Source organism: Bacillus sp. RCC_6_1 (assembly GCF_041360755.1).
Lineage (GTDB): Bacteria > Bacillota > Bacilli > Bacillales > Bacillaceae_G > Bacillus_A > Bacillus_A cereus.
The window spans coordinates 109,880-123,229 of sequence record NZ_JBFUPV010000004.1; the positions used below are offsets into that span (position 1 = coordinate 109,880).

Here is a 13,350-nt window from a genome sequence, read left to right on the forward strand (position 1 = left end):
ATTGTCGTCAATAAGTTACTTATCAGTGTAATTATTATAGTTACATTAACTCGTGATTATCAATCATTAAATGTATGTAATTTTGCATATATGAATATTTTGTGATAAATTCCAAAATATCGTATAATTATCAATATTTTTTCAGACATTATTCAATAAAAAAAACACGAAGACTCTTAAGTCTTCATGTTTTTTATACATGTTATTACACTTGTGATTGAATTAATTACTAAAATCTTTTTAATCGTAAAAAATCAATTATTTTTAGGCTGATAGCCGTACCTAATCTTTTACAATTTACTTATTCTTTTTGTTCTGTAATATTAAATTTTGAAACCAATTCCGTTAATTCTTCCACCTTTTCTTTCATTTTGTTGGATTGGATTGATATTTGTTCAATTGATACGGCCTGTGATTGAATTGAATTTACAGTTTGAAGAGTCTCCTTTTTCACATCCGTTGCAGTTTCAGAAACTAGCGAAAGAGAAGCATTTACTTCTTCTGTACCAGCAGACATCTCTTCTGTCGCTGCGGATACTTCTTGAATTTGACCTGTAATCTTATCAATATCTCTCATAATAGACAAGAAGGTTTGATTCGCTTTGTAAGCAGCTTCTTTTCCTTCTACTGCCTTTTGTTGTCCTTTTTGCATGACATTAACTGTATCTTGGGTATCTTTTTGAATGGATTTTATTAAATGATTAACTTCTTTTGCAGATTCTTTAGATTGCTCAGCCAAGTCTCGAACTTCTGCGGCAACCACTGCAAATCCTTTCCCATTCTCTCCAGCACGTGCCGCTTCAATAGCGGCATTTAAGGCAAGAAGATTCGTTTGTTCGGCAATATTAGTAATTGCAGCGAGAGCTGTATCAATCTGTTGTGTACGTGTAACAAGTTTATTTATTACTTTTGATGTTTCCTCGACAACATCATGCACACTATTCATTTGAAGAATAGAGTGATTTATCACTTCACTACCGATATTTATTCGTTCTGTAGTCGTTACTGCTACCTCAGCGACTACTGCTGAAGATTCAGCTACAGTTTGCACCCCGGTTGTAATTTCTTCCATTGAGGATGAGCTCTCCTGAATACTAGTTACCTGTCCTTCTATTTTTGTTTTTACTTCTAAAACAGTCTGTACAACCTCATTTGAAATACTAGACGCTCGATTTGTATCTTGTAATACACCCTCCGTAGTAAAAATAACCTCTTGTGTTGTCATCTTAACATTCGCAATTAATTGTTGAAGGTTATCTAACATACTATTAAAAGACTGAACAATATGCCCTAATTCATTATTTGCTTTATAAGGAGTACGTGTTGTTAAATCTCCAGCTGCTACTTTTTCCATATCATTTTGTAGTAATGCAAGTGGTTTTCGGATAGTTAATTTAATAACATATCCAATTAATATAATTATTAAAATTGCTAAAATCGAAATACTAACAAACATTATCATTGTATTTTGAGCACTATTATTATTTTCCTTCTGTAAAAGCTCTGCATTATTACTATTATATAAAATCAATTCACGAATTGATTTTATTGATTTTTGCATATTAGGTTCAATCTCTTTTAGATAATATGCATATGCTTCCTCATTATTAGACTTCCCTAATTCTTGTGCTTTCTTCATTTGAGTCCTTAATTCATTAAATGTTTCATGAAACGTGTTATATAATTCTTTTTCTTTAGTAGAAATAAGTTTAGCCTCAAACTGCTTTAAAAGATGATCATTTTCCTTACGAATCCCATCCATTTCTCTTATTAATTCGTTCATTCTTTTTTCATCTTTTGATAACATTATTTCCATAAAGTTCATATTAACGTGATAAAAATTAGATTCTACAATTCCAATCCACTCAATTGGCAGTAAATTATCCTCATACATATTAGAGGAAGTACTTTTCCCTCTTTCTAACCCCCAAAACCCTATTAGGGATAATACTATACATGCAATACTTGATATAGTTATTAATATGTTTAGTTTTGTACCAATCTTACTGTTTCTTAATAATTCCAATTCACTTTCTCCATTCTAATATATAGTTTAAGTAATGTATTTTATACCAAGAATCCAAAAATTACGATGTTTATTTTGTAATATGTAATTTTGCATATCGTCCACTACTGATTCAAAATAACCTAACATTGTAATTTTCGTTTTCCAAAAATTCATGATCATGAACACATCTCATTAATTCTTGAACTTCTTACCCAAAATATCCGCATATACTGTGGCACCAGGGAAAACCATCACTGGTATGATATATAAATTACGCTTCCATACAAGACTAGCTTAAAAATATTTTTCTTATTGCTCATTTTTCTATTCCCCCTCTATTAGAAGTACTCCTAGCACATCACACTAATAAAAACGATAATATTAAAAAATAAGGAAAGACATAATACGTATGTCTTTCCTCTAAAATTGTAATACTCAATATGCTCTTGGCTCTATTTGATTTTCCATTTAAATCCTCACATATCTTTCTTTATAATATCTCCTAACTCCATCCAATTTGTAATACGCGGGATATTGAGATATTGATTGTAAGAAGTAGTTTTTGCATATACATTTATCGGTTTTCCTATTAACGTTTCTAAAACAGCCGGCTTATCATCAAAGAAATAGTTTAATTTTATTTCTTGTATAAAGTGTATTTTTTCTTCATCCTTCATTCCATAGAAAAAGCGATCTTCATGTACCGGAAATCCTTTTTCTATTAACCATTTTTTTGTTTGCTCTCCATGCTCTTTAGGTCGCGCCGTTATATAGTAAATTTCATGTCCCTGTCTTTCTAATTCTTGCAATGTCTCTACAGCATACGGAAACGGTGAACAAGAAGTATAATAAATCTCATCCAGCAAACTATTCCACATATGACCGCCTTCCTCGGAAGTCATGCCAAATGCTTCATGAATTTCAATTGTTTTTAAAGAATGGAATACATCCAACCCTACTTTTTTGTTTAATTTCTTATTATATAAATGAAAAGCATGCTGCCTTAAATCAATTAGTGTATCATCGATATCAAATCCAAACTTCACTCTTCATCGCTCCTTTCTGCAATCCATTTATCGGAACATATAAGTAGTTTTTATTCCCCTTATTGCTCATCTTTCCGATATGCTGGATAGCCAATAAATCTATAATCTTTTCCAATCTGGGTAAATGATATATCCTTAAATTCAATTGCATCTTTCATTTTAGTAATACCAGTCCCCTCTACAAAACTAGGCGCCAATCTACCTCCAATAATTTTAGGTGCGAAATATAAAATAATTTTATCCATTAGTTTATTTTCAATAAACGAAGCATTTACTTCTCCACCACCTTCAATAAGCAGGGAGGAAACTCCTTTTTGTCCTAAAACATCAAGCATTTCATGTAAGTTTATATGCTTTTCTCCGCTAGTAACAAATACTTTAACTCCTGCATTTTCTAATGCTTTCTTTTTTTCCTCTGCATGATTACTTGTTGTAAATATCCAGGTAGGAGCTTCTCTATCTGTAACAACGTTAGCTTCCATCGGTATGCGTAATGTCGAGTCCAATATTACTCGAATTGGATTTCGGCCATTTGGAATACGCGTTGTCAATGATGGATTATCCTTTTGAACAGTATTCGCTCCTACTAAAATAGCCGCATTTTCGTTTCGTATTTGGTGTACTTCTTGTCTTGCTTCTGTAGATGTAATCCACTTACTATCCGATAAAGACGTAGCGATTTTCCCATCTAATGTAACTCCTGATTTAATCGTTACAAATGGGCGCTTTGTCAAAATATATTTATTAAAGACTTCATTCATTTTTTTAGATTCTTCTTCACACACTCCTACAAGTACTTCAATACCTGCATCTTGTAGAATTTTAATTCCACGTCCAGAAACAAGCGGGTTTGGATCAAGTGTAGCAACTACTACCTTCTTAATTCCTGCTTGTACAATTGCTTCAGCACAAGGCCCTGTTCTACCATGATGAGAACAAGGTTCAAGAGTTACATAAATTGTACCACCACGTGCCTGTTCTCCAGCCATACGTATCGCATGTATTTCGGCATGTGGTTCTCCGGCCTTCATATGTGCTCCGCCCCCTACAATTCGATTATCATTTACAATTACAGATCCAACCAATGGATTTGGAGTCGTTTGTCCCTTCATAGCCTTGGCATTTTCTAGTGCTAGCTTCATATACAATTCATGCTCAAGCATGTAAGTGTCCCCCTTCAAAATGTCCAGAACGCTGAATCTTCGTTTGCAAATATTTCTCATTAAACTCTGAGACATCACCCCATAACGGTTCACGACTCGTAACATTTAATCCAGCTTTTTGTAACGCTTCTAATTTTTTCGGATTATTTGTAATAAGTTTTACAGGTTTTGAGCGTAGCGCTTTTAATACTTCAATTGTATCATCATAGTTTCGAACATCATCTTCAAAACCTAGGTTCAGATTAGCTTCTACTGTATCTAACCCATTTTCTTGCAAGAGGTACGTCATAGCTTTACTAAACAAGCCAATTCCTCTTCCTTCATGATTCGCTAAGTAAAATAAAGCACCTGAACCATGTTCTGTAATCATTTGTAAAGACTGCTTTAATTGGAATCCACAGTCACAACGTTTACTACCAAAGATATCACCGGTGTGGCAAATACTATGCATACGAATTAGGGCATCTTCAGAATTCTCAAAATCACCATATACAAGTACACTAGATTGCTGCATATCAGCTAAATTAATAGATGAGAGTTTTTCGATAATTCCTTCTACACTATTTGTAACCTCACTACATTGTAACCAAGAATACCATTGAAAAACTTTAGTCTCCCCATATAAATTAATTGGCAATTTGATAGGGCCTACTAAATAAATATCCTTTCCATCTTGATGTATAAATTGAATTTTATCTTCTAACATATGAATTGTATCTGTTGTAACCATTAGGTACCTCCTAGTATAGAGAATCTCTAAAATTCTCTTCCATTGTTATATTTTTTATTGTTTAACTTACACAACGTAAGTGTTTTTACAGATGCTATTCTTTTTTCTCTCAGCTTATATGCAATATGTATCATTACAACTTTGGCCATTTAAAGAAAAGAGTTTTAGTTACATAAAACAACTTAGTTACTTTATGTAAGTGAGTATACATTCGTAATCAATTTACGTCAAGTAATTAATTATAAAAACATTTGTTACTAATAGTAAGATGTTATATAATTTATTTTAGGAGGTGAAGGAAAATGAATGATTCTACATTATGCCCTCGCTTTGAAAAAGGAATGAAATTTTTTAGTCAACGATGGACAGCACTAATTATTTACCAACTTTTTTCTGGATCTCAGCGCTTTTGTACACTTGAATCTTCTCTTCCTGTTAGCGGAAGATTACTTTCAGAAAGATTGAAAGAATTAGAACTAGAAGGAATTGTCGAACGTAAAGTCTTTCCTGAGACACCAGTTCGTATAGAATATTCTTTAACTCAAAAAGGATTTGCTTTAGAAGCTATTATTCGCGGAATAGAAGAATGGTCACAGGAATGGATAGAACTTGAGGAATAACATAAAAGCTTTTTCGTATATAGTTTTAAGTAATCAAATTACAGATACTTATTATTAAAACGCTAATTTTTCAAGCATTTATGAAAAGCTAGCGTTTTTTAATAAATAAAATGTAAGAAATAAAGCAAGGTGATCAAAACGATCACCTTGTTCCCTTACAGATTAAAATAGTGTTTTAAAATCTTTTATTCATACATACTCGATTAATAAAAAAAACGAATAAGCTTTTTTATTAATAAACAGTTTTATTTTTACAATACAGTTAGCTTCCCCTGCTATTTGCGGACAGTAAGACCACCACTGATTAAATTTCCATTTTATTACATTCGAATATTACTTATGAAATTTCACACGCTCTTCAAGTGGTTGGAATTCTTTTTCACCTGGTGCAGCTGTTGGATTACCAAATGGCATTTGTGCAATTAGTTTCCAATTAGCAGGGACATTCCATTCTTGTTTTACCTCATCGTCAATTAATGGATTATAATGTTGTAATGATGCCCCTAATCCCTCTGCTTCTAAACCTGTCCACACGACTAATTGGTGCATACCTGATGCTTGGTGTGACCAAATTGGGAAGTTTTCAGCATATGCAGCAAACTTTTCTTGAAGCGATTTAACGATAGCCTCATCTTCAAAGAATAATACTGTTCCATAACCAGCTTTAAAAGAATCCATTTTTTGTTGCGTTCCTGAAAAGTCTCCATCTCCAACTACTTTTCTTAATGTTTCAGTGGTAATATCCCATAATTTATCATGAGCTTCACCAAATAATACAACTAATCGTGCAGTTTGAGAATTGAAAGCGGATGGAGTATATTTCACAGCAAACTCCACGATTTCTTTAATTTTTTCATCCGATACTTGTACCTCTTTATTAATCCCATAGTAAGTACGTCTTTCTTTCAGTGCAGTATAGAAATCTTTTGTCATAATTCCGTTCCTCCTAAGTTTTAATATTCTTCAAAATGATACATCTCGAAGATAGTATGCGTTTAAATGAGTTCATTTTTGAATCATTGAACTTCCTAGCACCCATTGCCAGTCATTCTAAATCTAAACACACTGCTTCCTTCAGTTTTCCTAAAAAAAGCCTTATAACATCATTCATAAAATCTAATCATCATTCGGTACTATTTTACCCATTCTCTATTCATGTATCCTGCTTGTTTCATATTTACACAAATATGAAATGTAGCTACTTTAATCACCAAATTTCACATTAATTTAGAGCATCTTCAATTACAGCAATTTCGCTCACTCGAACAAAACGATGCAATTTAAAGAACATTGCACAATTAAGTACTACCTGTAAAAGAACCCCCTTAGCCGACTATAAGAAAAAATAATAAAAAGCCAAAAACGAACAATAATATGTTCATTCTTGGCTTTTACTTAACCATCACATTTATTTTTACTATTGCTTCAAATGATTTTTAACTGCCCTTATTACCAATTCGTGATCTTCTTCTGGTGGTAATCCTGAAACTGTTATCATTCCAATAACCCCTACGTTTTTTATTCTGATAGGAAAACATCCACCAAACGCAGCGTATTCTGAAGTATCTAAAAGATATTTTTCATTATAGGAGACCCCAGTTATTTCACTTTGTATCTGCATATAATACGAGCTACGATCATGCAGGGAAACGACTCGTTTTTTACGCTCAATCCATTTCGTATTTTCCTCATTTGTCCCTGTCATCTTGAAATGAAATAATTGCACACCATTTTTCGTTATATCAACAGCAATCAATTTCCCCTCTTGCTTTGCTGTTTCAACGATAAATAAACCTAGTTGCAAGGCATCTTCATTTGTAAAAGAGGAAAATTGAAGTGTTTCCTCCTCTTTTAAAATTTGTTTACTTATTTCATTCAAATTTGAAGTACTCATATCTTTAACCTCCATAATTGTTTTATGCCACACCGACATTTTTTCGAAATTATTAGGCCATATAGTACAACCTTTCAATCACACTGATTCTAAATAAACTACTGTAACATCTTTGATAACTAGTAGTACCGTAAAGCTTGTTTTCTTCTTACTGGTGCTATTATGAATGACATTCAAAGTTATAAAAAGTACTATTCTACTTATCCCTATCTTACAGAGACTATTATGAAATATATTTAACATCTTAAAAATGTATGTACTAAAGAATAATATTTTTAATCACTAACTTTTTTGATCAATCGTTATAATCCAATTTCATCAAAATTTTTATCAATTATTACACTATCCAACAATAGGAGGAAACAAAGATGGATGAAAGTATATCCAAAAGCTGAAAAGCAGTTGAGTCCCTTGAGGGAATAGTTATAATTCACTACGTATAGAAATAGACATACAAAAACGCCATCCTTTCCTATAATTCTAAAGAAAGAATAGCGTATTCTTTTCAAAAATGAGTTCTTTTATTGAGAAACTTTGATTCTATATCATACATAAAAGGGCAACCAGTGCTAAAACAGCTGGAAATCCTTGTTTCACAATAATCGATTTATTAGATGTGAAACCTCCGAAAATAGCTGCTATCACCACACAAATCACGAAAAATAATTGGACCATATAACCAATTGGATTGAGCCCAAGTACAAGTCCCCAAATGAGACCAGCCGCTAAAAATCCATTATATAAACCTTGGTTTGCAAACATAATGGCTACGTTTCGATCTCCTTCTAAAGGCTTCGGTAATTTGAAAGCACGTTTCGCTACTTTTGAATCAATAAAAAACATTTCAAGGATCATGATAAACAAATGTTCTAATGCTACGATCCCGACTAAAATAGCTGCGATTATTTCCACACTATTCTGCCCCCTACACTCTCTATTCTTTAATATTCTCTACATTTTTTTGCATCTGTAATAGAACATGAATAAGTATTTTTCGTTCTTCTCCACTGATATTTACGAACATTTCCTTCATAAAATGTTCCTTTTCTTTCTTGTTAAAATATTAATTGATGTATCAATTATTGATACATCAATTAATATACATCTCTCTTTTTATTTTTGCAAGTTTTTTTGCTCAATTGGTTTTATTTTGTTCCAGCAACTTTAAACCAATTCAAAACATCAGTTCGCATTTCTAGAAATCATAATTACTTTAAGTTCATTCTGACAATCATATTTAACTAAATATATAAAAGAATTGAGTTATATCTCCATCAATTTATAAAAATTAATTTTTTCTAAAAACAGATACTTTACGTTTTTTATAGTAATAAAAATCATTTTTTGTTTCAGAGGCAATCCATTTTGTTAGCTTGATGGGCATAGGATAGCACCCAGATGACGAACCAATTATCTTTCAAGAAGACGGCTAGAAAACTGGATTTGGTACAGGAGTTGCCTACTTCCCCGATTCAGATGGTACTAATTTAGAGCTAATTGCTCCAAAAGGTCCATTTAGACGTGAATAGTTAAAATAAATTAATACCGAAACAGCCACCTTCTGCCTGGAAGGTGGCTGTTTCAAGTTGATAGAATGACTAAAAAAGGACAAACTCTCCAATGTGAGAAGTTTGTCCAAAAAGTTTTTCGTGTTAACTATTTTTACACTAATAGCAATAATAGTGAATTAGAATAATGATTTAATACTTGCTAAGACAGTAAGTACACCTACAATAATAACAAATACGTTACTCATTTTCCCTTTGTATTTAGCTAGTACTGGAACTTTTTGAATCGCATACATCGGTAATAGACATAAGATAGCAGCAACTAATGGACCGCTTAGAGAATCAATAAGTCCAAGAATACTTGGATTTGTATAAGCAACAAACCAGCATGATAATACAACAAAAGTAAGGATTACTGTCTTAATTGTTTTTTCTTCAATATCTTTTCCACGTGATTTACCGAACTTAATAATCATGTCACGCATTACTTCAAATGCTCCTATATAATGGCCAAGGAAAGACTTTGTAATAGCCACAAAAGCAATAATTGGAGCTGCAATAGTGATTACAGGCGAATTAAGCTCATTAGCAAGATATGAAAGAATTGATAAGTTTTGTTCTTTTGCCATTTTTATATCATCTGGAGTCAAGCTCAATGCGCTACTCCAAACGAAGAACATAACAACAGCGAATGTCATGATATAACAAACCTTTTGTATTTGCGCACATTTAGCATCAGTGGCTTCGATTCCATACGTAGCTCTCTGTTTCACAACAAATGATGAAATCATAGGTGAATGATTAAATGAGAATACGATGATTGGTAGAATCATCAATATCGTCCCAAAATAGCCTGTTCCTGTTGAAGCAGTTGAAACAGCTGAAAAACTAAGCATTGACGTATTCCACTGTGGAATTAAAGATATTGCGATAAAAAGTAGAGAAACTATGAAAGGATACACTAACATACTCATTACCTTTACAGTAATATCTTGACCAAAATTTAGTATAGCGATAAGACCAAGAACTAATACAAGTGATAAAATAGCTCTTGGAGGTTCTGACATGTGCAATTGATGCACGATAAAACTACTTGCAGTATTTGTAAGCGCAACCGAATACATTAGTACGATTGTATAAATTGAACCGAAATATACGATGTTAAAAATGATACTCGCTTTATTTCCGAAATACTCTCTAATTGTACCTGTGATCCCCTCATCAGCAGAATTAGAAGCGTATATCATTTTAGCAAGCGCCCTATGTGAGTAATACATAACTGGATATGCAAGTAATGTAATTAGTAGTAAAGATAATAAACCACCTGAACCTGCATTAATCGGTAAAAAGAGCACCCCTGCTCCAATTGCAGTTCCAAATAGACTGAGTGCCCATGTAGTATCCTGCTTATGCCACTTTTTCGGATCTGCATATTGCTCATTTTTTCGTGCGGTATTTTCAGCTTGAACTTCTATTTTCTTTGCAGTATTCCCGTTCATATAATAACTCCCCCTTGTATCTATTCCTACATCTCTCTTTGCACCTAACAAATATTCCCTTTTCGGAAAATGAATTCCTTACAAGTTGCCCCACTTTGTATGTCCTTCATCATAATGAATCCAAATTGAAACATTCGCTAGTTAGCGTCCTAATATAATTGTTAGCGTTCACAAAAAAGTTTACTCGTAATATCCGCTCTTTATATAAAGACCTCTTAAGAGAACAATATAGAATAGACTTCATAAATACGTTGCAACATTTCTAATAACAGTGTATTACTTTAATGGTTTCTCTTTTTTACTTTTAACAGTAATTTTAGCTAAACCGGCCTCTCTTCATTTGCGAGGCATTTCTTTCTCAATTCTATACATTACCTTCATAACTTCGGTAGCACTGATGATATTGCTTACACAAGCCACTGAAGCACATTACATACATTTCGCCTCTAATCACACACCTTTCTTACTAGTAATCGCATTTTTTATATTTTCTCCAGAGATAATAAAATTTCTCTCGACGCCCTCATTATAACGTGTATATTTATAAAATTAATATTTTTATATTTTCAGAAATATTAAAGTGGAATAATTTTATATGGATAATATTTTACAGTTAGCATGTAGCCATTGTTTTTATCGCTTAAAGCTGAATTAGTTAGTAAAAAAATACAATAATACATTGTTTTTCTAGGTTACTCATTATAAAGATACTTATATCCCCTTTATCAAAAAATTTCATTTTAAACATAAAAGATATTCTAATAAATAATTAATGTAGGTAAAAAGAAAAAATTCCAAAATAAAAAAACCAAATTTTAGGATATATATTATTAATATTGAATTCATATACATTTTAAAAAGATACACTGAGTAAAAAACAAAAAAGCTGCCCCATATGGACAGCTCATTTACATAATTATCGTTATCAGGAATATCTCTATGTTTGTAATGAATCGTTTTTACATCATTTCCTTTTATGCGAAAAGTAATTGTGTCCTCTCCATAAGGCGGATTGTGTGCACCCTCAAAAGTTTAAATTTTAAAATCCCTCATTAACTAGCTCTTTTATCGAGTTTAATTTTGAAGAAAGCTCGATAAACCATTCTTCATCCCCTGTTAATAATGCAAGATCTATAAGATAAAGGATTTGTTCCTTATTTATTACCTTTGATTCAGGGAGTTTGTTAACGTATTTACTAAAGAGTAAAATCGCTTCGTTTATTGTGTACTGGCCGTCACGTTTCACAATACTAACTGTAACTATATCCTCTACATCATCAAGTGATACAATATAACCAACTATTAATTCACCTTCATTTGATATTCCACGAACCCAATCTCCTACTTTTAAAACATGATTATTATTTGACATCATACCGTTTCACCTTCCTATAAATATTTTTTGTGACAATAAAAAAGATATAAAAACAATTATACTGTAATATTTTTCATTACATTTAAGTGTTAAGAACTCACGGCTATATAATAATTAAGCCGCTTAACGCTCTTGATTGATAAGGTCAACAACTTCTTTCATTGTATAATTCTTTAAGTATTCACCTAGATGCTCTTCAGCACCTAAGAAAATAGCGAAAAGAACTTTTCGCATGTTCGAACCTACAACACACTGATTGTTTGATTCCGGACATTTCGGCTGCAAAGCACCTTCAGAGGTTATCTGATAAATATGCCAAAGATTAATTTCATCTAAATCGCGGGCGAAAATAAAACCTCCACCAGTTCCCTCTTTTGATTGTATAAACTTGTGCTTTTTTAACAAACTTAGTACTTTACGAATACGTACTGGATGTACACCTGCACTTTCTGAAATAGCATTACTTGTTGACATCCGATCTGGCTGTAAAGCTAAATAAGTTAAACTGTGTATGGCCAAGGTAAAGTCGCTGTTCATGATTTTCCTCCTACGATCAAAAATATTGTTTCTCATATATTAACTGTAGCCATAAATATTACAGATAGGTTAGAACGTTAAAACATATAGAATACTTCTTGCCATAAAAAATTAATTCTCTTATATTCTATCCGGTCCCACCTATATCTGATAACTTCATTTAGCTTTTTAAGTTGAAAATAAAATTAAACACTCCACTGTTTCTTCACTTGTTCTTCTGCCAGTTGTTTAATTTTTGTCCAAATCGTATCTTTACTCACAATAACATTTGTTTGATAATTTCTATCATTATAATTAACTGTAACACATACTTCAATCATCTTCTGCTTCCTCCTTTCAAAAAACTTTTCCTAAAAATTACTACTTATTAATTGGCCAATTTTTGCAATTCAATGTTCAAAAACGTTCGAACGCTACGTGGTAAAAATTTACGAATTTCTTCCTCATTAAAACCAATCTGCAATCTTTTCTCGTCCAGCATAATTGGGCGACGTAACATTAGTGGATGCTCAATTATTAATGTATAAAATTCATTGAGCGAGAGCTCCTCAATATTTATATTTAAGTCCTGAAAAGTTTTGGATCTAGTTGAAATAATTTCAGTAGCCCCCTCTTCAGTTAAACGAAGAATCGATTTAAGCTCATCAACTGTCATAGAATTTGATACGATGTTTTTTTCAATATAATCAATTTGATGCTCTTCAAGCCATGCTTTCGCTTTTCGGCATGAGGCACAGCTTGCTGTTGTATATAGAATTACCATATTTAACTCACTCCTTTAATGTTATGAAACGTACATTTTAAACATCGGTTATTGAAATGTATTAAAAAAAATTACAGTTTAGAATCAAATACAAGCAATATTATTTATTCGAGAATATTTAATTTATCTACATTTTACAGACGATAACAACTCACTTCTAAAAACTATACTGTAATTTTAAACTTTACAGTTCTATAAATCAAATGT

General features: G+C 32.1%; 14 protein-coding genes and 2 pseudogenes. 2 read left to right on the forward strand and 14 right to left on the reverse strand.

The window, feature by feature from the left end; all coding sequences use genetic code 11:
• Positions 1-301: 301 nt before the first annotated feature.
• The 5 genes from AB6801_RS14890 to AB6801_RS14910 form a co-directional block, all read right to left on the reverse strand.
• A complete protein-coding gene (locus AB6801_RS14890) occupies positions 302-2,026 on the reverse strand; it encodes a methyl-accepting chemotaxis protein (RefSeq protein WP_000421999.1) in 1,725 nt (574 codons plus the stop codon).
• A 27-nt stretch (positions 2,027-2,053) separates the two neighbouring features.
• A complete protein-coding gene (locus AB6801_RS14895) occupies positions 2,054-2,188 on the reverse strand; it encodes a hypothetical protein (RefSeq protein WP_000605687.1) in 135 nt (44 codons plus the stop codon).
• Between the two features lie 296 nt (positions 2,189-2,484).
• Positions 2,485-3,054 (reverse strand): 5' nucleotidase, NT5C type, encoded by a 570-nt coding sequence (locus tag AB6801_RS14900; RefSeq protein ID WP_000668223.1) that lies wholly within the window; start codon positions 3,052-3,054, stop codon positions 2,485-2,487.
• Positions 3,055-3,113: 59 nt separating this feature from the next.
• Positions 3,114-4,217 (reverse strand): bifunctional diaminohydroxyphosphoribosylaminopyrimidine deaminase/5-amino-6-(5-phosphoribosylamino)uracil reductase RibD, encoded by a 1,104-nt coding sequence (gene ribD / locus AB6801_RS14905; protein ID WP_370941099.1) that lies wholly within the window; start codon positions 4,215-4,217, stop codon positions 3,114-3,116.
• Entirely contained in the window at positions 4,210-4,947 is a 738-nt protein-coding gene (locus AB6801_RS14910) for a GTP cyclohydrolase II (protein WP_000258865.1), read from the reverse strand. The genes ribD and AB6801_RS14910 overlap by 8 nt, the downstream gene beginning before the upstream one ends.
• A gap of 302 nt (positions 4,948-5,249) precedes the next feature.
• On the opposite strand from AB6801_RS14910, the gene AB6801_RS14915 reads away from it, so the two are divergent.
• Positions 5,250-5,567 (forward strand): winged helix-turn-helix transcriptional regulator, encoded by a 318-nt coding sequence (locus AB6801_RS14915; protein WP_001000104.1) that lies wholly within the window; start codon positions 5,250-5,252, stop codon positions 5,565-5,567.
• Positions 5,568-5,900: 333 nt separating this feature from the next.
• On the opposite strand, the gene AB6801_RS14920 is transcribed toward AB6801_RS14915, so the two are convergent.
• The 3 genes from AB6801_RS14920 to AB6801_RS14930 form a co-directional block, all read right to left on the reverse strand.
• The gene (locus AB6801_RS14920) at positions 5,901-6,500 is read right to left on the reverse strand and encodes a nitroreductase family protein (RefSeq protein WP_000158938.1); all 600 of its coding nucleotides are present in this window, start codon (positions 6,498-6,500) and stop codon (positions 5,901-5,903) included.
• Between the two features lie 484 nt (positions 6,501-6,984).
• Positions 6,985-7,500 (reverse strand): heme-degrading domain-containing protein, encoded by a 516-nt coding sequence (locus AB6801_RS14925; protein WP_002061924.1) that lies wholly within the window; start codon positions 7,498-7,500, stop codon positions 6,985-6,987.
• A gap of 501 nt (positions 7,501-8,001) precedes the next feature.
• A complete protein-coding gene (locus tag AB6801_RS14930; RefSeq protein WP_097999237.1) occupies positions 8,002-8,373 on the reverse strand; it encodes a DUF1304 domain-containing protein in 372 nt (123 codons plus the stop codon).
• A 482-nt stretch (positions 8,374-8,855) separates the two neighbouring features.
• Here AB6801_RS14930 and AB6801_RS14935 point away from each other — a divergent pair.
• Positions 8,856-8,990: pseudogene (locus tag AB6801_RS14935) on the forward strand (VOC family protein); the annotation flags it as partial.
• A 158-nt stretch (positions 8,991-9,148) separates the two neighbouring features.
• Here AB6801_RS14935 and AB6801_RS14940 read toward each other — a convergent pair.
• The 6 genes and pseudogenes from AB6801_RS14940 to spxA all read right to left on the reverse strand — a co-directional run bounded on the left by AB6801_RS14940 (position 9,149) and on the right by spxA (position 13,143).
• The gene (locus tag AB6801_RS14940; protein ID WP_097999236.1) at positions 9,149-10,468 is read right to left on the reverse strand and encodes an aromatic amino acid transport family protein; all 1,320 of its coding nucleotides are present in this window, start codon (positions 10,466-10,468) and stop codon (positions 9,149-9,151) included.
• 918 nt (positions 10,469-11,386) lie between these two features.
• Positions 11,387-11,500, reverse strand: a pseudogene (locus AB6801_RS14945) (DUF3888 domain-containing protein); the annotation flags it as partial.
• Between the two features lie 7 nt (positions 11,501-11,507).
• Positions 11,508-11,843, reverse strand: coding sequence for an IDEAL domain-containing protein (locus tag AB6801_RS14950; RefSeq protein ID WP_097999235.1), 336 nt, complete (start codon positions 11,841-11,843; stop codon positions 11,508-11,510).
• 123 nt (positions 11,844-11,966) lie between these two features.
• Positions 11,967-12,380, reverse strand: coding sequence for an Rrf2-family transcriptional regulator SaiR (saiR, locus tag AB6801_RS14955; RefSeq protein ID WP_001083465.1), 414 nt, complete (start codon positions 12,378-12,380; stop codon positions 11,967-11,969).
• Positions 12,381-12,565: 185 nt separating this feature from the next.
• Entirely contained in the window at positions 12,566-12,700 is a 135-nt protein-coding gene (locus tag AB6801_RS14960) for a BA3454 family stress response protein (protein WP_000573532.1), read from the reverse strand.
• A 47-nt stretch (positions 12,701-12,747) separates the two neighbouring features.
• Complete coding sequence (spxA, locus tag AB6801_RS14965) at positions 12,748-13,143, reverse strand: transcriptional regulator SpxA (protein ID WP_000236190.1); 396 nt, start codon at positions 13,141-13,143, stop codon at positions 12,748-12,750.
• Positions 13,144-13,350 lie beyond the last annotated feature (207 nt).